The sequence below is a fragment of the Streptococcus sp. SN3 genome, from assembly GCF_030439905.1.
This window is the reverse complement of sequence record NZ_JAQFJF010000002.1, coordinates 517,192-536,809: the sequence shown is the minus strand read 5'-3', so window position 1 is coordinate 536,809 and position 19,618 is coordinate 517,192. Positions and strand designations below refer to the sequence as shown.

At 43.0% G+C, this 19,618-nt stretch carries 20 protein-coding genes and 1 tRNA gene; 17 read left to right on the top strand and 4 right to left on the bottom strand.

Annotated features, from left to right (window positions below; genetic code table 11):
- Nucleotides 1-203 precede the first annotated feature (203 nt).
- From PCY71_RS06560 to PCY71_RS06525, 8 genes are all read left to right on the top strand, one after another.
- Nucleotides 204-641: a PTS sugar transporter subunit IIA gene (locus PCY71_RS06560; protein ID WP_002919851.1), complete on the top strand. Its 438-nt coding sequence runs from the start codon at nucleotides 204-206 to the stop codon at nucleotides 639-641.
- Between the two features lie 43 nt (nucleotides 642-684).
- Nucleotides 685-1,179: a PTS sugar transporter subunit IIB gene (locus PCY71_RS06555; protein WP_002896729.1), complete on the top strand. Its 495-nt coding sequence runs from the start codon at nucleotides 685-687 to the stop codon at nucleotides 1,177-1,179.
- 27 nt (nucleotides 1,180-1,206) lie between these two features.
- Complete coding sequence (locus PCY71_RS06550; protein ID WP_002896728.1) at nucleotides 1,207-2,052, top strand: PTS sugar transporter subunit IIC; 846 nt, start codon at nucleotides 1,207-1,209, stop codon at nucleotides 2,050-2,052.
- Entirely contained in the window at nucleotides 2,036-2,890 is an 855-nt protein-coding gene (locus PCY71_RS06545) for a PTS system mannose/fructose/sorbose family transporter subunit IID (protein WP_002896727.1), read from the top strand. The genes PCY71_RS06550 and PCY71_RS06545 overlap by 17 nt, the downstream gene beginning before the upstream one ends.
- Nucleotides 2,891-2,984: 94 nt before the next feature.
- On the top strand, nucleotides 2,985-3,275 hold the full coding sequence (locus tag PCY71_RS06540; RefSeq protein ID WP_002901670.1) for a hypothetical protein: 291 nt from the start codon (nucleotides 2,985-2,987) through the stop codon (nucleotides 3,273-3,275).
- Nucleotides 3,276-3,478: 203 nt separating this feature from the next.
- Nucleotides 3,479-3,760: a co-chaperone GroES gene (gene groES / locus PCY71_RS06535; RefSeq protein WP_002919847.1), complete on the top strand. Its 282-nt coding sequence runs from the start codon at nucleotides 3,479-3,481 to the stop codon at nucleotides 3,758-3,760.
- Nucleotides 3,761-3,783: 23 nt separating this feature from the next.
- Entirely contained in the window at nucleotides 3,784-5,406 is a 1,623-nt protein-coding gene (groL, locus tag PCY71_RS06530; RefSeq protein ID WP_002896724.1) for a chaperonin GroEL, read from the top strand.
- A gap of 464 nt (nucleotides 5,407-5,870) precedes the next feature.
- On the top strand, nucleotides 5,871-7,718 hold the full coding sequence (locus tag PCY71_RS06525) for a Cna B-type domain-containing protein (protein WP_048772023.1): 1,848 nt from the start codon (nucleotides 5,871-5,873) through the stop codon (nucleotides 7,716-7,718).
- A gap of 873 nt (nucleotides 7,719-8,591) precedes the next feature.
- Here PCY71_RS06525 and PCY71_RS06520 read toward each other — a convergent pair.
- From PCY71_RS06520 to PCY71_RS06510, 3 genes are all read right to left on the bottom strand, one after another.
- Nucleotides 8,592-9,737: a low temperature requirement protein A gene (locus PCY71_RS06520; RefSeq protein ID WP_048772026.1), complete on the bottom strand. Its 1,146-nt coding sequence runs from the start codon at nucleotides 9,735-9,737 to the stop codon at nucleotides 8,592-8,594.
- A gap of 232 nt (nucleotides 9,738-9,969) precedes the next feature.
- Nucleotides 9,970-10,042, bottom strand: a tRNA-Lys gene (locus tag PCY71_RS06515).
- A 265-nt stretch (nucleotides 10,043-10,307) separates the two neighbouring features.
- Complete coding sequence (locus PCY71_RS06510; protein WP_048772039.1) at nucleotides 10,308-11,576, bottom strand: replication-associated recombination protein A; 1,269 nt, start codon at nucleotides 11,574-11,576, stop codon at nucleotides 10,308-10,310.
- Nucleotides 11,577-11,663: 87 nt separating this feature from the next.
- On the opposite strand from PCY71_RS06510, the gene PCY71_RS06505 reads away from it, so the two are divergent.
- From PCY71_RS06505 to PCY71_RS06485, 5 genes are all read left to right on the top strand, one after another.
- Nucleotides 11,664-12,134, top strand: coding sequence for a DUF3013 family protein (locus PCY71_RS06505; protein ID WP_048772040.1), 471 nt, complete (start codon nucleotides 11,664-11,666; stop codon nucleotides 12,132-12,134).
- Nucleotides 12,135-12,143: 9 nt separating this feature from the next.
- Nucleotides 12,144-12,596, top strand: a complete 453-nt coding sequence (locus PCY71_RS06500; RefSeq protein WP_048772043.1) for an NUDIX hydrolase — start codon at nucleotides 12,144-12,146, stop codon at nucleotides 12,594-12,596.
- Nucleotides 12,593-13,063 (top strand): GNAT family N-acetyltransferase, encoded by a 471-nt coding sequence (locus PCY71_RS06495; RefSeq protein ID WP_002910799.1) that lies wholly within the window; start codon nucleotides 12,593-12,595, stop codon nucleotides 13,061-13,063. Before PCY71_RS06500 ends, PCY71_RS06495 begins: the two co-directional genes overlap by 4 nt.
- Nucleotides 13,064-13,207: 144 nt before the next feature.
- Nucleotides 13,208-14,161 carry a 50S ribosomal protein L11 methyltransferase gene (gene prmA / locus PCY71_RS06490; RefSeq protein WP_032912652.1) on the top strand — a complete coding sequence of 318 codons (954 nt, stop codon included), beginning with the start codon at nucleotides 13,208-13,210 and terminating at the stop codon, nucleotides 14,159-14,161.
- On the top strand, nucleotides 14,162-14,914 hold the full coding sequence (locus tag PCY71_RS06485) for a 16S rRNA (uracil(1498)-N(3))-methyltransferase (RefSeq protein WP_048772047.1): 753 nt from the start codon (nucleotides 14,162-14,164) through the stop codon (nucleotides 14,912-14,914).
- 43 nt (nucleotides 14,915-14,957) lie between these two features.
- Here PCY71_RS06485 and PCY71_RS06480 read toward each other — a convergent pair whose 3' ends face one another.
- Nucleotides 14,958-17,369, bottom strand: coding sequence for a bifunctional 2',3'-cyclic-nucleotide 2'-phosphodiesterase/3'-nucleotidase (locus PCY71_RS06480; protein ID WP_301412486.1), 2,412 nt, complete (start codon nucleotides 17,367-17,369; stop codon nucleotides 14,958-14,960).
- Nucleotides 17,370-17,619: 250 nt separating this feature from the next.
- On the opposite strand from PCY71_RS06480, the gene PCY71_RS06475 reads away from it, so the two are divergent.
- The 4 genes from PCY71_RS06475 (at nucleotide 17,620) to PCY71_RS06460 (ending at nucleotide 19,579) form a co-directional block, all read left to right on the top strand.
- The gene (locus tag PCY71_RS06475) at nucleotides 17,620-18,279 is read left to right on the top strand and encodes a hypothetical protein (RefSeq protein WP_048772052.1); all 660 of its coding nucleotides are present in this window, start codon (nucleotides 17,620-17,622) and stop codon (nucleotides 18,277-18,279) included.
- A gap of 259 nt (nucleotides 18,280-18,538) precedes the next feature.
- Nucleotides 18,539-18,673, top strand: a complete 135-nt coding sequence (locus tag PCY71_RS06470) for a hypothetical protein (protein WP_260425631.1) — start codon at nucleotides 18,539-18,541, stop codon at nucleotides 18,671-18,673.
- 66 nt (nucleotides 18,674-18,739) lie between these two features.
- Nucleotides 18,740-19,132: a DUF1310 family protein gene (locus tag PCY71_RS06465; protein ID WP_002910793.1), complete on the top strand. Its 393-nt coding sequence runs from the start codon at nucleotides 18,740-18,742 to the stop codon at nucleotides 19,130-19,132.
- 45 nt (nucleotides 19,133-19,177) lie between these two features.
- Nucleotides 19,178-19,579 carry a DUF1310 family protein gene (locus PCY71_RS06460; protein WP_002910792.1) on the top strand — a complete coding sequence of 134 codons (402 nt, stop codon included), beginning with the start codon at nucleotides 19,178-19,180 and terminating at the stop codon, nucleotides 19,577-19,579.
- The last annotated feature ends 39 nt before the right edge of the window (nucleotides 19,580-19,618 follow it).

Here is a 19,618-nt window from a genome sequence, read left to right as displayed (position 1 = left end):
TTGCTAATTAAGCCAGAAAAAGCACAGCTGACTAGACCAATATGACAAATGTCATATTTTTCCTAACAAATGTCATCTGGGCAAAGTGACATTTGACAATATGAAACCGGTTCCATATTTTGTACAATAAAATCATCAATAAATCCTTCGTCATCTAAAGCCTGACTTGGCTAAGAAATTGAAGGATAAAGGAGGCAGGAAAGATGAAATACCTTGTACTGGTCAGCCATGGGGGACTGGCTGCAGGCGTGCAGAGTTCCTTGAAGATGTTTGCCGGAGACAAGACGGATCAGGTGATTGCGGTCGGTCTTCAGGAGGGCAAGTCAGTTGATGATTTTGCAGTTGATTTTACTCAGGCCTTGTCTGGCTTAAGCGCTGATGACAGTGTCTTAGTTCTGGCTGATATTGTAGGAGGCAGTCCTCTGACGACAGCAGCTAGCGTCTTAGCTGACATGGGTAAGCTCGACTCAGCAGTTATCTTGGGAGGTTTGAACTTGACCATGGGACTGACTGGCTTGGTTATGAAAGACATCTTAGACGGAAAAGAGCTGGCTCAGGCTATCCTTTCCGAGGCCACAGCTGCTTTGCAGGAATTTGAAGTCGTAAGCGATGCAGCTGACGAAGATGAAGACGACATTTAGTGCTTCCGCTATACATTATAAAAGATAAAAGGAGATTTTAAAGATGACAGTATCATTTGTACGGATTGACGACCGCATGATCCACGGTCAAACAGTCACTCGCTGGGCTAAGGAATACCCTTGTGATGGCCTGATTGCAGTTAATAATGCTGCGGCAGGAAACAAGGTTTTGATTCAGGCCTACAAGGGAGCTTCTGACAAGAAGACTTTTGTTTGGACCAAGGAAGCCTTCAAGGAAAAATCAGGCAAGGTCACAGAGTCAGACAGTCGCTATTTCCTCATTACAAAAAATCCCGTGGACATGAAGGAAATCCTAGTAGATCAAGGTTTTGTACCTGGGGATGTTAAGGAAATCATCGTCGGTCCTGCTAATGACCGTCCGGGAGCTGTTAAGCTGGGCAACAACCAGTCCATAACTCAGGAAGAGGCAGAAGCGATTGAAGCGATTGAAAAAGCTGGCTACAAAGTCAAATTCCAGCTCTTGCCAGATGTTTCCATCGGTTACTGGAGCGATTTCAAGTCTAAATTTGGTTTTTAATTACAATAATGAAAAGGAGAGTCTATTATGACAATTTCTTGGCTGCAAGCCGCTTTACTGGGTCTTTTTGCTAGTTTAGCTTCTATGCCTGGTATGGGTGGTTCTAGTATTGGTAACTACACTCTGGGACGTCCACTGGTCGGAGGTTTGATTAGCGGGTTGATTCTTGGAGATTTAAAAACAGGGATTATGGTTGGGGTAGCCCTTCAGGTCCTCTATATCGCTCTGGTAACACCAGGTGGTACAGTTTCCGCTGACGTGCGGGCAATCTCTTACATTGGGATTCCTCTCGCAATCTTGTTTGTTCATTCTAAAGGAATCACCTCTGAATCTGCTATCGCTGCAGCAGCTGCACCAATCGGAGCAGCAGTTGGTACTATCGGTACAGTTCTCTTCTATGGAACAGCCACTACAAACTTGCTTTGGCAGCACATTGGCTGGAAAGCTGTTGAAAAAGGCGAATTCAAAAAGCTTTACGCTGTTGACTGGGTCTATCCTTGGATTTCCCACTTTGTCTTTTCTTTCCTTCCAACCATGATCATCACGAAGTTTGGTCCGAATATGGTTGAACTGATGAAGACTCACCTGCCAATGGATGGCTTCATCATGAAATCGCTCTTTACAGTCGGAGCTCTTCTCCCATGTGTCGGTATTGCCATTCTTTTGAAACAAATCGTTACCAAGGCTGCTGACTTTATCCCATTCTTTGTGGGCTTCACCTTGGCTAAGTCACTTGGTCTTAATTTGGTTGCAAGTGCAGTTGTTTCATTGATTTTTGCAGTAATTTACTATGAATTGGAAGTAATCAAATCAGCTCGAGTAACTGCGCCAGCTGGTGGAGCTGATTTTGATGACGATGAGGAGGATATCTAAGATGGCTGAAAGAAAGAAAATAACTAAAAAGACTTTAGCGAAATCATTCCACCATTGGTACTATGGTCATTTGACTTGCTTCTCTCAAGAGCACATGCAGACTTTCGGCTACTTGACCTCTATGCTGCCAATCGTGGAAGAACTCTACAAAGACAAAGCAGAGCAGAAAGAAGCTATGCAGACCTATACAGCTTTCTTCAACACAGAACCTCAGCTCGGAGCTTTGGTAGTGGGGATTACAGCTGGTTTGGAAGAAGCGCGTGCCAATGGTGACGCTGTTGATGGCGAAACTATCAATGGTATGCGTGCCGGTCTCATGGGACCTATCGCAGGTATCGGTGACTCTTTGGTAGTTGGAACCTTGATTCCAGTTCTGCTGGGGATTGCCCTTGGACTCTCGAAAGGTGGAAATCCTATCGGCGCTCTCTTCTACATCCTTGTCTGGAATGTTCTCATCTATGGCGGTATGCGCTTTGCCTACTTCAAAGGCTATGAATTAGGGGACAAGGCGGTAGAATTCCTTGTAGGACCTAAAGGACAGGCGCTTCGTAAGGCAATCAGTGTCATTGGTGGTATGGTTATCGGGGCAGTTGCTGCAACTTGGGTATCTGTAACGACTTCATTAGAGCTGAAAAATGCTGATGGCGAAGCCTTCCTGAAGCTGCAAGAAAAGATTGACGGTGTTTATCCAGGTCTCTTAACAGCTGGCTTTATCACCCTTTGCTGGTGGCTGATGGCCAAGAAAAAAGTATCACCAAACCTCGTTATGCTCCTCTTGGTTGTCATTGCTTTGATTGGTGTAGCGCTTGGCATCTTTGACCCTCAACTGAAATACTAATTCTCACTCAATTTTAGGCTGGCAGTAAGTCCGATTTGCTGCTAGTCTAATACAAATTTGCTTAGGCAAAATAAAAGAAAGAACGGAGAAAATCATGACAGAACAAGAATTGATTCAAGGCTATGAAACAGAAATTCACTACCAGAAGCATATGATTGAAAATCTAGGACGCTGGTTCAGTCTCTTCTTTGCCATTGCCAGCATCGGTCTTGTTCTGATTTATCTCTTTCATGAGACCAATCTCCTAGCACTGATTGCAGGAATCGTCCTAGCTCTACTAGGAATCTTAGCCATGCTTTTGTTTGGCTATGGTATCTATAGAGGACGCCTAAATCTGCAAAAAGTGATTGATGATTTTGAAGCAAAACTAAAACTTGCAAGATAGACATTCCCCCTAAAGACAAGTCTGAGAGGATTTTAGCTCGGACTTGTTTTTTTGAGTTTAGGGCCAAGTTAAGAAAAAATAAAATTTTTCTTTCATCTAGCCGGTTTTTTTCTTGACTATTTCTGACCAAGTGATAAAATAATAACTATAGATTAGCACTCGATAGTTTAGAGTGCTAAAAATTTAATCTTTGGAGGAAAACTATGTTAAAACCATTAGGAGACCGTGTGGTCTTGAAAGTAGAAGAAAAAGAGCAGAAAGTTGGCGGATTTGTCATTGCAGGCAACGGCCAAGCAGCGACTAAGACAGCAGAAGTTGTCGCAGTCGGTCAAGGTATTCGTACTTTGAACGGTGAGCTGGTAGCCCTGAGCGTTAAGGAAGGGGACAAGGTTCTCGTAGAAAGCCATGCAGGCGTGGAAGTCAAGGACGGAGATGAAGCTTATCTCTTAGTCAGTGAAGCCAATATTCTAGCAGTTGTCGAGTAAGATTAGAAGAGAGGAATAATAAAATGGCAAAAGATATTAAATTTTCAGCAGATGCAAGAAGCAGTATGGTTCGTGGAGTTGACATCTTAGCAAATACTGTCAAGGTGACTTTGGGTCCTAAAGGCCGCAATGTCGTTTTGGAAAAATCCTTTGGATCACCCCTTATCACCAATGACGGTGTAACCATTGCCAAGGAAATCGAACTGGAAGACCATTTTGAAAATATGGGCGCTAAGCTAGTGTCAGAAGTTGCTTCAAAAACCAATGATATTGCTGGTGACGGAACAACAACAGCAACTGTTTTAACACAGGCTATCGTTCGCGAGGGAATTAAGAATGTTACAGCTGGTGCTAATCCAATCGGTATCCGCCGCGGGATTGAAGCAGCCGTTGCGACAGCTGTTGAGGCCCTGAAATCTAACTCAGTTCCAGTTTCCAACAAGGAAGCTATTGCTCAGGTTGCTGCCGTTTCTTCTCGCAGCGAGAAAGTCGGCGAGTACATCTCTGAAGCTATGGAAAAAGTTGGAAATGACGGCGTTATTACCATTGAAGAGTCCAAAGGGATGGAAACTGAGCTGGATGTAGTTGAGGGGATGCAGTTTGACCGCGGCTACTTGTCTCAGTACATGGTAACCGACAATGAAAAAATGGTAGCTGAACTGGACAATCCTTACATCTTGATTACTGACAAGAAAATTTCTAATATTCAAGAGATTCTGCCATTATTGGAAAACATCTTGAAAACCAATCGTCCGCTCTTGATTGTCGCAGATGATGTGGACGGTGAAGCTCTGCCAACACTTGTTCTTAACAAGATTCGCGGGACCTTTAATGTCGTAGCTGTTAAGGCACCAGGCTTTGGTGATCGTCGCAAGGCTATGTTGGAAGATATCGCTATCTTGACGGGCGGTACAGTGATTACAGATGACCTTGGTTTAGAGCTCAAGGACGCTACGATTGAAGCGCTTGGACAAGCTTCCAAAGTCACTGTTGATAAGGACAGCACTGTGATTGTGGAAGGTTCTGGCAATCCAGAAGCTATTGCTAACCGTGTGGCAGTCATTAAGTCACAGATTGAAAGCAGCACTTCTGAGTTTGACCGTGAAAAACTGCAAGAACGTCTAGCTAAATTGTCCGGTGGTGTAGCTGTGATTAAGGTCGGAGCTGCCACAGAAACAGAACTCAAAGAAATGAAACTCCGCATCGAAGATGCCCTTAACGCAACCCGTGCAGCGGTAGAAGAAGGAATCGTCTCCGGTGGTGGTACTGCCTATATCAACGTACTGGACGCTGTCGCAGGTCTTGAGTTGGCAGGGGATGAAGCAACTGGCCGCAACATCGTTCTTCGCGCCTTGGAAGAGCCTGTTCGTCAAATCGCTCTGAATGCAGGCTTTGAAGGTTCAATCGTCATTGACCGTCTGAAAAACTCTGAAGTTGGTACAGGCTTTAATGCCGCGACTGGCGAATGGGTTAACATGATTGAGGCTGGAATCATTGACCCAGTTAAGGTGACTCGTTCAGCCTTGCAAAATGCCGCTTCTGTTGCCAGTCTTATCTTGACAACCGAAGCAGTAGTAGCTAATCAACCAGAACCAGCTAGCCCAGCTCCAGCTATGGATCCAGGCATGATGGGCGGTATGATGTAGAAAATAATGGATTATATATTCGTATAAATTAGGTATAATCTTTGTCTTATATTAATCAATTAGAAAACTGAGCAGATTTGTTCAGTTTTTTTATTGTGACTAGTTATCTAGCAAGCATTAATAATTATGCTTATTTAAAAAATAAATTTATATATATGAATATTTATGGTCATATAATTCATATTTGTTCATTTATTATGCGGCCAAATATTACATTTTTGTTTCAAGAAAATACAAGGAGATGACGGAGGAAATGGTTTTCAATTCTTATATAACAAGGTTTTTGGAGAAATAAACTGGTTTACACATTGTCGACAAAAGCTGAACTGGTAAAGGTAAATAGTTGACTTATAGTCAATCGTATGCTAGTCTAATATATGTAGTATATTGGAAATGTAAAGGAATTTTAATATTTTTACATGTTCGATAAAAAGGAAAAAAGGAAAAAAACGGAGGGATTATTTATGAAAAGAATATCTCATACTATTGCGCGCTTTTTCTTAGTAGCCTTTGTGCTCCTCTTTAGCCTGTTTTCTAGCAGTCAATCTGCCAGAGCTAACACGGTAGACGATGTTATCACCTCAGTAAATGTTTACAATCAAAAGGGTGAAGAACTGACTGACGGCCTTTCCCCTTGGGAAAAATTCCAAATTGACGCAAACTTTGCCTTTAATTATGGCAAGGTTCAGCCAGGAGATACTACGACCATTGGACTTCCTGCTGAATTTGCCTTGGAGGGAGCTGATTTTGAAGTCAAAGATGATGACGGCAATCTCGTAGCGACAGCTGTTGTTGATGCAAGCTCTAAACAGCTTACACTGACTTATACAGACTATGTCCTGACTCGCTCTCATATTGAAGGAAAAGTTCATCTTTTAGCTCGCGTTGATCATACAGTAGCTAGAGATAAAGGCTCTATTCCTCTGAAACTTATCGTTGGTAAGAAGATTGTTGAATATGGAAAAATTGACTACAAAGGTCTTCCTGGCCAAGCAACTCCTTATACTTTCATAAAATACGGCTGGAATAATGCGGATAATATCAAGAGTATTACTTACAGCCTGAATATCAACCAACAAAATCAAGAACTGGATAATGTTGTTATTTCAGATACTCTGGGCTTTAATACCGGAGAAATTGATCTCAACAGCTTCCAAATTCTTAAAGGCTCATGGGTTGTTGACCCGGCTGATAACTCTTACCGACTAAGCCAGCAACGCGAGGATGTGACAGCAAATTATACGATTAATCTTGCTGCTGACAAGCGTTCCTTTACCATTAACATGGGGCATATCGGTGCCAATGAAGGCTTCTATGTTCGCTATCGTGTCAACTTCCCTACAGTTCCGACTGATGGAACACTCTTCCCGAACGAAGCAATCATGCGAGCAGATAATATCGAAGAGCAAAAATCTTCAGTTGCTGTCCGCTACCAACGTGCAAACGGCTATGCACATGGGGATGTCTATGGTGTGCAGGTGACTAAGAAAGATGAAGCTGGTAAAGCCCTAGCAGGTGCTGAATTTACATTGTACGATGAAGATGGTGTGACAATTGTTCAAAAAGCAACCAGTGATGCTAATGGGATTGCTTCTTTCAGCAACTTGATTAAGGAGCATTATCTGATTAAGGAAACCAAGGCACCAGAAGGTTACCAACTGTCAGATGAAGAGATTCAGGTTAATGCCGCTCAGCTCAAAAATTATGGTTCTGGTATTATTTACAAAGACTTTACCAACCGTAAGGCATTGATTACCGCTTCAGGTACCAAGACTTGGAATGATGACAACGATAAAGATGGCAAACGTCCAGACAAGATTACCGTTCGTCTCTATGCAAATGGCACTGAAGTTGCTCATAAAGAAGTTGGTCCGAATGATAAGGGTGAGTGGAAGTATGAGTTCACTGACTTGCCAGCGACTGGTGAAGATGGAAAAGATATTGTCTACTCAGTTACTGAAGACCGTGTTTATGGTTATACAGCTACTGTTGATGGTATGAACATTACCAATACACCAGTTCCAGGAGTTCCGCAACCGCCGAAACCTAGTTCGGACAATAGCTCTAAGAGCAGCTCTAGTTCAAGTAGCTCAAGTAGCAGTAGCACGACTTCTAGCTCAAGCAGCACTACAGGAAGCACTGTTGTGATCATCGAATCAGATAATGGTACTGGCGGAGGAAATGCCTCTAATGTTGGAACCAAGAAAGTTCTCCCTAAAGCGGGTGAGAATGCTAGCTGGATCATGATTGCTGCTGGAGTAGCTCTAGTAGGCTTGGTAGGCTTCATTGTCTTCCGTGCGAAGAAGAAATAAATTTTATCTCTGTTCCCTTAAGGGACAGAGATTTTTTACTCCAAACCCGGATTAGCAGTAGTCGCTTTTTAGAAAGCAAAAAAAGAATGCTTTTTTTACAATCAGTCACTATCTTGTATCCTTTTGTTAATCCAGACTGTGATGTTCCGTAATATAGTTGTTTTAAAATAAAAAGCAACTAAGATGTTTCCTAGAACAAATTAGTTGCTCAGAACTACGGGGAAAGCCGCTTTGATGTGCAAGCGTGAGGCATATCAAAACTTGATATATATAATCTTTCTTAATTCCTAAACCAAAAAAATTATAAGACATCCTTAGGAATATGCTCGGTGTGTAACCATCTTTATCAGGTTTTCGTCAAACATATTTTGCTTCAGTCTTTTCTCGTAGTTTTTTCTATGCGATGCCCCTCTTTTTCTTGTGTCTAAAGGAAGGGGATTTTTTGTGTGGAAAATCTACTTTGAATTTAAGGAGATGATTGAGCTGAAAAAAGCGAAATTAAATAAGCAAAAAAGCCTTGATTTCAAGGCTTTTTTGCTGTTGTTTAGATGCCCCCTGCATGAATTTGTAAGAACTTTTCATATTGAAAATAAACAAAAATGTTGAAATATAGCTGATTTTAGGGAAATACTTTTAGGTATTTTCAATGTCAGGATTTAAAAATGGGGCAAAAGTGGGGCAAAAACAAATTAACGAAAAAAATATCGAGTTCGTGCATCAAGTAAATGATAAATTGCAAGAATAAGTGCAACATTTACTCGAACTCATCCTCTAGAGCTTCACTAGCAGTTCTGTAAGCTAAACATTTTCGTGGTCGGTGATTGATATCATATAAAGCCTTGGTTCCCAAAGCTTTTTTATGTTATAAACTCATTAAAATAACTCCCAGTTAGATTTGGAATATTTTTTATTCTGTGTCATATAAAAATAAATAAAATGAATGGCTATAGCTAGAGCTAAAATGGTTGTTATACTCACTACTATTATAGGATTAGAAGCAAAGATTAAAGAGAGAATAAAGGCAGCCAGATAGAGTGTCGCTTGGACACAGTAGTAACTTTTCGAATAGCGAAGATAGTGTTTGTTATAGGGCCCATTTACTAGGACAGCAGCTTGAAAGAGGCCAAATCCGATATAAGAGAAGCTGGTTGCAAAGAGACGATTAGCTTCAGGATTCAGAAGAAAACTCATCGATACAGTCATCATCATAAGTCCAATGAAAATAGGATAGTGACTGTAAATTAGAAATAGTCCCTTTTGATTAGATTTTTCATCAATAGCATGGTCGAATTGACCAAAATAAAACAAGAACAGAGAAATCATAATAATGAAATAAAGAACCGAATAAATCGAGAAATTCTCGATTGTAAAGAAGTTAGCTAGATTCGTAATCATCTCTCCAAACGTAATAATGACAAGAAGGGAGATGCGCTCGATTAAATGGGGGAGATTTACCTGGTAATGCTTATCTTTACTAATCGAGGTAATTGGCGTAATAAATGTTAGCAGAATACTAGCATAAAGGATATAGACTCCAATGTAAATAGGAAGAAGAGCTGCTAGATAGATTTCTAAACTTCGTAGACCTGTTATCCATAGAAAACCTTTGATACTTTCCCTATGAACATTATCGGTTGATTTTTTAAAAAACTCAACCAAATATTGAAAAAATAAGGTAAGGGTTAATGTACCAATAGCCCAACAGACATAATGAAAATATTGTTGCCAATCAGGTCCAATCATATTGGCTATAAAGAGTAAAAGTCCCATTTTGATAAACATGATTACTATGTTAAATAAAGAGTTCTTTCCATAGCGATTGGTATAATCGGTTTGAATCATCCAGGAATCGATGAGAAACAAAATAGCAATGAAAAAATCAAGGAAAGAATTCCAAGTCAAAATACCGTTATGAAGATGGTCGATTAAAGTAGTTACTTTTGAAATTGCAAAAACAAAAACTAAGTCATAAAAAAGTTCTGAAAATTCTACACGTTTATGTTTAATGAGAGTTGTCATCTTAAGACCTTTCTATTTTAGAAGTACAATTTATTATAACAGAAAATGGTAATAAAAAAAATGAGATGCTTAAATAACTTCATGTGACGCGAATGAACTGCGCCACAAAAGTTAGGTTTTTTCTGTCTAACTTTTGGGGTGCAGTTCAGAAGGGGTGTTTTTTCTATCGTTTTTTAGTGCTAAGACTACACAAAAAAGCCTTGATTCCAAGGCTTTTTCCTGTTGATTTAGATGCCCCCTACAGGGATCGAACCTGCGACCCACGGATTAAGAGTCCGCTGCTCTGCCAGCTGAGCTAAGGAGGCAATAGAAAAAGCTGTATTGGTGCCGGACCTTCACGATTTGTATTGAACCCGCGCAATTAAGCAGGTGGGCAACTCGCTCTAACTGAAGCTGCTTCCGCGTGACACGGCCTGCATGCTGTTAGAAGTCTTTTGTTTCCCTAATAATACAAAAAATAGTCGGTCAACACTTAAGTGTGAAGTCGTACACCACAGCGTTTCTATAATTATAATACCATAAATTTTGAAAAATTCAAGAGAAAAATGTGATTTTTTGCAAACGATGCCATCATTTTTTTAAGTCATCAATCTTATTCTTGGTCATTCCAAGGGCTCGCTCGTATTTGCCATTCTCATTAGGTGTGAAGTAATTGGCATCTTTTATCTTGTCGGGCAGATAGTCCTGCTTGAACCAATTGCCAGGATAGGAGTGAGGGTAGAGATAGTCCTGTGCGTTGCCCAGTTCCTTGCTGCCGGCATAGTGGCCGTCTCGTAAGTGGCGGGGAATGGGGAGGTTTCCATTCTTTCTTAGGTCAGCCAAGGCCTTGTCCATGGCTAGATAGGCTGAGTTGGACTTGGGCGATAGAGCCAGATCGATAACAATATTGGCGATAAGGATACGAGCTTCAGGAAAGCCGATCCGCTGAGCTGCTTCTAGAGCTGTGACGGTATGGACTTGAGCGTTAGGATTTGCCAGACCAATATCTTCGTAAGCGATAACGGTCAAGCGTCGAGCTAGGCTAGGCAGGTCTCCTGCCTCAACGAGGCGGGCTGCGTAGTGGAGACTGGCATTGACATCGGAGCCGCGGATGGACTTCTGCAGGGCAGAGAGAACATCGTAATGGCCGTCTCCATCCTTATCCATGGTGATATAGCTCTTTTGCAGGCTGTTTTCCATCACATCGAGCGTGATGTGGCGGATGCCCTTGCTATCTTCTGGGGTAGAGAGTACGGCTAGATCCAGCGAGTTATAGGCGGAGCGCAGGTCTCCGTTGGTAGAGATAGCAATGAAATCCAGAGCCTCATCATCTAGCTCTACTGGAAAATCAAATCCTCGCTCCATATCCGTCAAGGCTAGCTGAATGGCTGTCCGGATGTCGTCGTTGCTGAGGGGCTCTAGCTCAAATATCTGAACCCGGCTTCTGATAGCAGGGGTGACAGAAAAGAAAGGATTTTCTGTCGTCGCTCCAATCATGATGACCAGACCGCTTTCTAATAGCGGTAGCAGGAAGTCTTGCTTGGTCTTGTCCAAGCGGTGAATCTCATCCAGCAGGAGCACCAGTCCGCCGGAAAATTTAGCCTCTTCAGCGATTTCCTGCAGGCGTTTCTTGCTATCTACGGTGGCATTAAAGGTCCGAAAAGCATATTTAGTTGTGCCGGCAATAGCCGAGGCGATAGAGGTCTTGCCGATGCCGGGTGGTCCGTAGAGAATCATCGAGGACAGGCGGTTGGCTTCAACCATACGACGGATGATTTTTCCAGGTCCGACCAGATGTTGCTGGCCGATAATCTGATCGATGTCGGTCGGCCGCATGCGCAGGGCGAGGTTTTCTGGCATAAGATTTCCTTTCTGCAAGTGTTTTTCTTAGCTTTTTGTGTTACTATTGTAGATAGTAATATTTTATCACAATGAAAAGAGGAAATCATGGCTAAGTACGGTTTTTTGGAGATATTGGACGAGGAAATGGGGAAGAGCTTTCCTTTTGACTATGAGATAAACTGGGACAAGAAAAATCATGCGGTGGAAGTAGCCTTTCTCCTTGAGGTGCAAAATCCAGGCGGGATTGAGACGGTTGATGCTGAGGGCAATGCCTCGGCTGAGGATATTTACTTTGAGGAAGCCGTGCTTTTCTATAATCCGACCAAGTCTCGTTTTGAGGCAGAGAACTATCTGGCTGCCCTGCCCTATGAGCCGAAGAAGGGGCTGTCACGGGAGTTTCTGGCTTATTTCGTGGATTTCCTAACCCAAACGGCTGAGTCTGGTCTCGATGCACTCATGGACTTCTTAGCAGATCCAGAGGCGGCAGAGTTTGAGATGGCTTGGAATGCTGAGGCTTTTGAAAATGGCAGAGCGGATTTGACTGAGACAGACTTTTATCCCTATCCAAGGTATTAGGAGGCGCTTATGGCGGATGAAGAAGGACTAGATTTACTGCAAAAACAGATGGAATTTTCTGGCTGCAAGATTGCCTTGATCAGTGATGACAAGCTGCTGACTATCTTGCGAGACGATATTTCAACCATTCCTTGGCCCAATATGTGGGAGCTGCCGGGCGGTGGCCGCGAGGCCGAGGAAACGCCTTTTGAATGTGTTCAACGAGAGGTTTTTGAAGAGCTTGGTTTGAAGCTTGAAGAAGCGGATATTGTCTGGATTAAGGAATATCAAGGAATGCTTGATCCAGACGAAACCTCTATTTTTATGGTGGGAACTATCACTCAGGAAGATTTTGCCAGTATTGCCTTTGGCGATGAGGGACAGGCTTATCAGATGATGGATGTGAGCCAGTTTTTATCTGATGACAAGGTTATTCCGCAGCTGCAGAGCAGGTTGAGCGATTATTTGGAGGTGCGATCATGATTTATATTGAGCGGGCAGGAGCTGAGGATTTAGAGACCATTATTGCTATTCAGCGAGCGAGTTTTAAGGCCGTTTATGAGAAATATCAGGATCAATACGACCCCTATCTGGAGGAGCGTGAGCGGATTCGCTGGAAACTGGTTGAGCGGCCCAATAGTTTTTATTATTTTGTCAAAGACGGCGAGAAGATTCTGGGCTTTATTCGATTGAATACAAATGACGAACAGACAGCAGGCTGGATTGGAACAGTAGCGATTTTGCCACAGTATCAGAACAAAGGATATGGTTCTGAGGGGCTCGGTCTGATTGAGGAGGCATTCTCCACCATTACGCAATGGGATTTGTGTACGGTTTTCCAAGATAAAGGCATGGTCGCTTTTTATGAGAAAAACGGCTATCATCAGACCCATATTGAGCCCGAAAAAGAAGGCATGGATATGGTTTACATGACGAAGACAATGAAATAAACAAAGAAAGGATTGTTCAGTTAAATTTCTAAACTGAACCCGCCCTAAACACTGTGTCAAAAAAGATAAAGTTCTCTTATACGCAAGCGTCGTCAGAGAATTTCCTATTTTGGCTTTGTGTTTTACGGGCTTGGTATTTTAATGATGGATACTTGGCAGGAATTAACGATTGAAGTGAAGTGTGAGGCGGAGGAGGCGGCCTCGAATATTCTGATTGAACTGGGCAGTCAGGGTGTGGCTATCGATGACAGCGCAGATTATCTGGGGCAGGTTGACCACTATGGTGAGCTTTTTCCAGAAGTTGAGCAGAGCGAGCGAATCAAGATTACTGGCTACTATCCGGATTCTGTGGATATAGAGGCTGTTGCGGCCCAGGCCAATGAGCGACTGGCTGAGCTGGATGGTTTCGGATTGGAGACGGGAGATATTCAGCTGACTCGGCAGGAACTGGCTGAGGAAGACTGGGCGGATAACTGGAAGAAGTACTTTGAGCCGGCTCGGATCACCCATGACTTGACTATTGTGCCGTCCTGGACGGACTATGAGGGAACAGCTGGTGAGAAGATTATCAAGCTGGACCCCGGTATGGCCTTTGGTACAGGCACTCATCCGACGACCAAGATGAGCCTCTTTGCGCTGGAGCAGGTCTTGCGAGGCGGAGAAACGGTGTTGGATGTGGGTACAGGCAGCGGAGTTCTCTCTATTGCTAGCTCACTCTTGGGGGCCAAGGACATCTACGCCTATGATTTAGATGAGGTAGCAGTGCGCGTGGCGCAGGAAAATATCGAGCTCAATCCAGGTATGGAGAACATCCATGTGGCACCGGGTGATCTTCTCCGAGGCGTAGAAATCGAGGCGGATGTCATTGTTGCCAACATCTTGGCCGATATTCTCATCCATCTGACAGAGGATGCCTACCATCTGGTCAAGGATGAGGGTTATCTGATTATGAGTGGGATTATTTCTGAGAAGTGGGAAATGGTGCGCGAGTCAGCAGAAACGGCAGGATTTTTCTTGGAAACGCATATGATTCAGGGCGAATGGAATGCCTGTGTCTTTAAGAAAACGCAGGACATTTCAGGCGTGATAGGTGGTTAGATGCAGCAGTATTTTATAAAAGGAAATCCTCAGTCCCCTCTGGTGGTTACGGATAAGGACACGGCCAAACATATGTTTTCAGTCATGCGGCTCAAAGAGGGCGACCAAGTCACACTGGTCTTTGATGATGGCGTGAAACGACTGGCTCGGGTGCTAGACCCCAGTCAGCAGAGTTTGGAAATCTTGGAAGAGCTAGCAGACAATACCGAGCTGCCGGTTCAAGTGATCATTGCTTCAGGTTTTCCCAAGGGGGATAAGTTAGAGTTTATCACCCAGAAGGTAACGGAGCTAGGAGCCAGTGCTATCTGGGCTTTCCCAGCGGACTGGTCGGTGGCCAAGTGGGATGGCAAAAAGCTAGCTAAAAAGAGTGAAAAGCTAGAGAAAATTGCTCAGGGAGCAGCAGAGCAGAGCAAGCGCAATCTGATTCCTGAGATTCGGTTCTTTGATAAAAAGGCAGACTTTCTGGCAGCCTTGACAGACTTTGACCGCATCATCGTGGCCTATGAAGAATCGGCCAAAGAAGGAGAATCTACAGTTCTAGTCCGAGCTCTGTCGGGCTTGGCAGCCGGCGCAAAAGTGCTCTTTATCTTCGGACCGGAGGGCGGTCTCTCGCCAGATGAAATAGCAGCCTTTCGCCAAGCAGGGGCTGTCTCCGCTGGTCTAGGTCCACGTATCCTGCGAGCTGAAACCGCTCCGCTTTATGCCTTGACCGCAGTCAGTGTTTTGCTGGAATTGAGCAATGACAGTCTTTAAAAAGCAAAATCAGCAGCTATTTTGGCTGCTGATTTTTTTATCATTATTGTCTTTCACGTTTTTTGAAGGCGAAGATTCCTGCAAGTCCGGTCATGACAAGTCCCAAGAGTCCGAGCGAGGATGTCTTTTCTCCGGTTGCTGGGAGGCTTTCTGTTCCTGCCTGTCTGTGGGATGCTTGCTTGTTTGTGCTAGGGTCAACAGCAGTCAAGACAGGGAAGTCTACTCTGCTATGCTGCAGATTGGCTGCTTCAACTGCGGTAGTCGGAGAGCTTGGTTGCTCAATAGGAACCGGTTCAGTTTTCGGTGCGATGTAGACGAATTTGTATTCGCCAAATCCTTCTTGGGCAGAAGCTGCTAGATAGACGATGTCTCCGTCAGTACCAATCAAGTTCTTGGCCTTATCAGCTGTTAGGAAGCGCAGGTCCAGTCCCTTGATGGTGTCAGCGAAATGCCAGTTCTGATCTGCACTTGGATTGATATTTTTGACAGCCAAGATATAGTTGATGATAGCTTGGCGGTTTTCCAGATTGAGGAGACGATTGAGGCTGGCTTCTCGAACACCAGGGAAGTTACCGTTAGACCGGTAGTTGTTGGTCACGACGATAAATTCCTGATTTGGGTCAATCTCCTTGCCTTGGTATTTCAGGTTGCGGACCCGACTGGCATTTGGATTGGCCAGTTTGCCTTCGCGGTCGTATTTGTTCGGCTGGGTAATGTCAAACTCATAGGTAACACCGTCGATAACATCAAAGTTATAAGTCCGGTAGTCAGTATTGACGAGATTTTGCGGTTGGCTATTGTTTGGGTCAATGGTATTGAACTGGCCAGCTGACATTTCCAACCATTCTTTGAGCTGGGCACCGTTGACCTTGAGGATAGCTGTGACATTATCATAGAGATAGAGGTCTGCTACGTTCTTGATGGCAATAGGACCAGCTGGAATGTCTGTGTAGGCCGTTGCATCCCCACGAGTTCCTGCCTTGAAAGGAGCTGCTGCAGATAGGATAGGAAGATTGGCTTCAGGCGTGCCAGCCAGCTCTTGCTTAGCATACCAAAGCTGAGCATTGTTGACGATTTGCACGGATGGATCGTCTTTGACCAGAGCGAAGTAACTAGTGATTGGTGCAGTCGTGGTGCCGACTTGCTGGCGGACATAGTTGATAGTTCCTTGGTGGGATTCTTTAGCAATATCAACGACGCGCTGATCTGCTACATTAGACTTGGTATCTACCTTGCGGATAGAGCCTTTGCTGTCAGTGACTTTCCATTTGCCGTCGGTATAGTTCAGCTTGAGGTCAATGACGCCCAGATGGTCGCCGTATTTTCCAGCCATGGTTACTGGAGTGCCGTTGATTTTACCGTTGACACCGTCTACGCCAGGGTATTTTTCGTAGAATCCAGTTCCATTTCCGCTTGGAAATTCTGCGTGAGAGTGGCCCGTTACAACAGCATCCACACCTGGCAGGCTGGCGATTTGATAGCCTTCATTTTCCTCGCCTTTTTCATACTTGTCATCTCCGATACCAGAGTGAGAAAGCACCAAAGTGATGTCTGCACCGGCCTTGCGCATCTCAGGAATAATATCTCGAATAGCCTCAACAGAATCGCGAACGACCACTTTTCCTTCTAGGTTTGCCTTATCCCAGTTGAGAATCTGCGGCGGTACAATCCCGGTCACACCAATCTTGACAGTCGTCAAGCGACCTTGTGTATCTGTAAAGGTCTTTTCGATGATTTTGTAAGGCTGATAGATGAATTTACCAGTCGCTGGATCCAGCACATTGGCATTGACAAGAGGCATGCCTGCTGTCTCAATCACACGGTTCAGATAGTCCAGACCGTAGTTGAACTCATGGTTTCCTAGCGTACCAGCTTCAAAGCCCAGAGCTTGCAGAGCAGCGTACATAGGGTGCTGCTCGCCTTTCTCCACAGGATCCACAATGGCCTTATAGGTTCCCAGCGGCGTTCCTTGGATGGTATCGCCATTGTCTACCAAAAGGACGTTTGGATTTTCTTTCTTGGCCTTCTCGATCAGCACGGCAGTCTTAGCCAGTCCCAAGGTCTCCACCGGCTTGTCCTGATAGTAGTCGTAGTTGACCAAGTTGGTATGGAGGTCGGTCGTTGCCAAGATACGAACATCGACAGTCTGTCCCTCCACGGGCTTAGTATCCTCAGTAGCCCCTACATTTCGAGCCATAGCCATCAGAGCATCAGTATTTCCACTGGCATTTTCTGGGGAAATAGCAGAGCTAGGATCCGTGCTCTCTTTTGTCGCAGTAGCTTCAGTAGGACTTGCAGCAGTCGTTGGTTTTGTTTCCGCTGCGCTGCTTTCTACTGGAGCAGGATTAGCAGTGACTGCTGGAGTATTCTCATCAGCCTGAACAGCATTTACAGTTGCCGCAAGTGCAGCTGCGCTCAAAAGCGCAACCGTTTTTTGAAGGGATGATTTGGACATAATATCTCCTTTGTTAAAATGAATTTCGGACTTATATTATACTATATTAAAACGCTCTCATCAAGAAGAAATTTCCAGTTTAGAGCTTTCATACTTTCTAATATTGGTTTGAAAATGCTGAATGAAGACATCAGAGGATAAGTGAATAATCAGATGGAGGTAGAATAAAATAGAGTTTTAAAAAATTATGGTACACTATACAGTGACTGAAATAAGTACTTTATTAAGTATAATAAACAAGGAGAATATCATGAAAAAGCGGATTTTTCTCAAAATATTACTTTTAGGGGGAGTGATGATAGGATTAATAGGATGTGGAGAAAAGAGGAGCAGCCGAGATTGGATTGAGAATAAGGTAGCTGAAGTGGGGAGCGTCTATCCCACTGAAAATCTATTTGATTTGTTTAAGCAATTTCCGGATGGGTTTAAAGTAGAGCAAGTGTATATCAAACGTGGGACTTATCTTATCGAAATAACTTTACAAGGGGATAGTAGCAATCACACAATTTCTGGAGTGCTAACCAAGACACGGGCTTCTGATGATGTCACTCAAAAGCCAGAAGAAACAATAAGAGTTGATTATATAGACAGCAATTTTGTCTTTTCTGATGAGGAGAAAGCGAAAGAATTATGGCCTTTTGATGGATTCTTATTTCAAAAGTTAACAATTAATCAGTCTTTTCTATCTTCTTTATCTATGAAATCCAAAAGTTATAATGGCAACAATGGGGCGTTTGATATTGATTATTCGATTCAAAATCAAACTATCAATCAGTATTTTCACAAAAACGAAAGAGAACAGGCAACTTTAGGTTTTGGAAGCTCAAACCGAAACGACGATTATTACTATTATTCAGTAACTGTCAAATATGATAATACTTATTCATTTAGAGAAACCGTGTCAAATTAAAAGGAGATTAAGATGGTGGAAAAAATTTGCTAACATTGGTATTTCTACTTTTGATACTTCAAATTTAGCATGTTATCTATTTTGATAAAATCATTATTAGGAGCAACTGCCTCACCGCCTTGTATCCGCTTTCGTATTTTGGTATAATAGTGATGAGCTCACTTGGGTAAGTCGGAAAGGAAAATAAAACGGAAAAAATCAGACTGCCTAAGCTGGGAAGCGTATCTGCATTTTGCTTGATAAGGAGAGGAGGTTCGCCATGACTGTGTCTGCCTTATTTGAGTTGTTTGTCGCCCTTTTAGGTGTGGCATCTACTTGCTACCTTGTCTACGCTTATTGTCAATTTATCAAAGAAGAAGTTCATCACTTTCTTCACCACAACCCGCCCGTTTAAGGCGGGTTTTTGCTTTTGGGAAAATATATTATATAATGAAACTGGCAAAGCTTGAGGAATGTTTATATGTTTAAGAGAAGAAATAGGATTATGGGGCTTATTGGCCTAACTGTATTGATATTGCTGGGAGTTGGCCTCTACCTAGCTCATAAAAATCATGAATTTCAGGATGAAATATTCAGGATTGTCCATAGTAAGAAAGTGAAGAATCTAATAGAAAAGAAATTAAAAAAATTAGATCCTCATGCTTTAACGGATAAGGGGAAAATTCGTTCTTATAAAATTGCTGATAGGAGCATTCGTCATAATCCAATGGGAGGTATTATGTTTGATATTGTCATTAATGATGACCCTGATATTGTTGGGTCAACAGGCCTTAGAAAATATGGGGAGAATGAGGCAATACAAACTGTCGGTATGGATAGGTCAAAAGGTCTTCAGAAGTTATTAGAGGAGTGATGGCCAAAGACTCATAAGGAGATTTCTTTATTTAGAGGTGAATATATGAAGAAAAAACATAAAATTATCTTATCAGTTGTTAGCTTGTTTATGGCTGTTTGCATTGGAGTAGGTCTCTACCTGACTCACAAAAACCAAGAATTTCAAAATGAAATGTTCAGGATTGTTCACAGTGAGGAAGTGCGGAAGCTGATTGAAGAAGATTTAAAAAGAAAAGATCCAAATGCGTTAACAGACAAAGGGAAGATTCGCTCTTATAAAATTGATGATAGCTCCATTAAGCATAATCCGATGGGGGGAATTATGTTTCATATTATCATTAATGATAGCATAAGTATGGTTGGGAAGACTGGTCTTCAAATGGATGGTGAGAATGGGAAAATTCGTACGGATGGTATGACTGAATCAGCAGGTTTGCGGGCGTTGTTGAAAAGTGATGACAAGTGATTCACTATTCTAGTTATAGCGAAAATCTCTTGCTTTAAT

Bases quoted from the DNA above. Each gene is read 5' to 3' on its own strand.
- PCY71_RS06560 (WP_002919851.1), top strand. From the start codon at position 204: ATGAAATACCTTGTACTGGTCAGCCATGGGGGACTGGCTGCAGGCGTG.
- PCY71_RS06555 (WP_002896729.1), top strand. From the start codon at position 685: ATGACAGTATCATTTGTACGGATTGACGACCGCATGATCCACGGTCAA.
- PCY71_RS06550 (WP_002896728.1), top strand. From the start codon at position 1,207: ATGACAATTTCTTGGCTGCAAGCCGCTTTACTGGGTCTTTTTGCTAGT.
- PCY71_RS06545 (WP_002896727.1), top strand. From the start codon at position 2,036: ATGAGGAGGATATCTAAGATGGCTGAAAGAAAGAAAATAACTAAAAAG.
- PCY71_RS06540 (WP_002901670.1), top strand. From the start codon at position 2,985: ATGACAGAACAAGAATTGATTCAAGGCTATGAAACAGAAATTCACTAC.
- groES (WP_002919847.1), top strand. From the start codon at position 3,479: ATGTTAAAACCATTAGGAGACCGTGTGGTCTTGAAAGTAGAAGAAAAA.
- groL (WP_002896724.1), top strand. From the start codon at position 3,784: ATGGCAAAAGATATTAAATTTTCAGCAGATGCAAGAAGCAGTATGGTT.
- PCY71_RS06525 (WP_048772023.1), top strand. From the start codon at position 5,871: ATGAAAAGAATATCTCATACTATTGCGCGCTTTTTCTTAGTAGCCTTT.
- PCY71_RS06520 (WP_048772026.1), bottom strand. From the start codon at position 9,737: ATGACAACTCTCATTAAACATAAACGTGTAGAATTTTCAGAACTTTTT.
- PCY71_RS06510 (WP_048772039.1), bottom strand. From the start codon at position 11,576: ATGCCAGAAAACCTCGCCCTGCGCATGCGGCCGACCGACATCGATCAG.
- PCY71_RS06505 (WP_048772040.1), top strand. From the start codon at position 11,664: ATGGCTAAGTACGGTTTTTTGGAGATATTGGACGAGGAAATGGGGAAG.
- PCY71_RS06500 (WP_048772043.1), top strand. From the start codon at position 12,144: ATGGCGGATGAAGAAGGACTAGATTTACTGCAAAAACAGATGGAATTT.
- PCY71_RS06495 (WP_002910799.1), top strand. From the start codon at position 12,593: ATGATTTATATTGAGCGGGCAGGAGCTGAGGATTTAGAGACCATTATT.
- prmA (WP_032912652.1), top strand. From the start codon at position 13,208: ATGGATACTTGGCAGGAATTAACGATTGAAGTGAAGTGTGAGGCGGAG.
- PCY71_RS06485 (WP_048772047.1), top strand. From the start codon at position 14,162: ATGCAGCAGTATTTTATAAAAGGAAATCCTCAGTCCCCTCTGGTGGTT.
- PCY71_RS06480 (WP_301412486.1), bottom strand. From the start codon at position 17,369: ATGTCCAAATCATCCCTTCAAAAAACGGTTGCGCTTTTGAGCGCAGCT.
- PCY71_RS06475 (WP_048772052.1), top strand. From the start codon at position 17,620: ATGAAAAAGCGGATTTTTCTCAAAATATTACTTTTAGGGGGAGTGATG.
- PCY71_RS06470 (WP_260425631.1), top strand. From the start codon at position 18,539: ATGACTGTGTCTGCCTTATTTGAGTTGTTTGTCGCCCTTTTAGGTGTG.
- PCY71_RS06465 (WP_002910793.1), top strand. From the start codon at position 18,740: ATGTTTAAGAGAAGAAATAGGATTATGGGGCTTATTGGCCTAACTGTA.
- PCY71_RS06460 (WP_002910792.1), top strand. From the start codon at position 19,178: ATGAAGAAAAAACATAAAATTATCTTATCAGTTGTTAGCTTGTTTATG.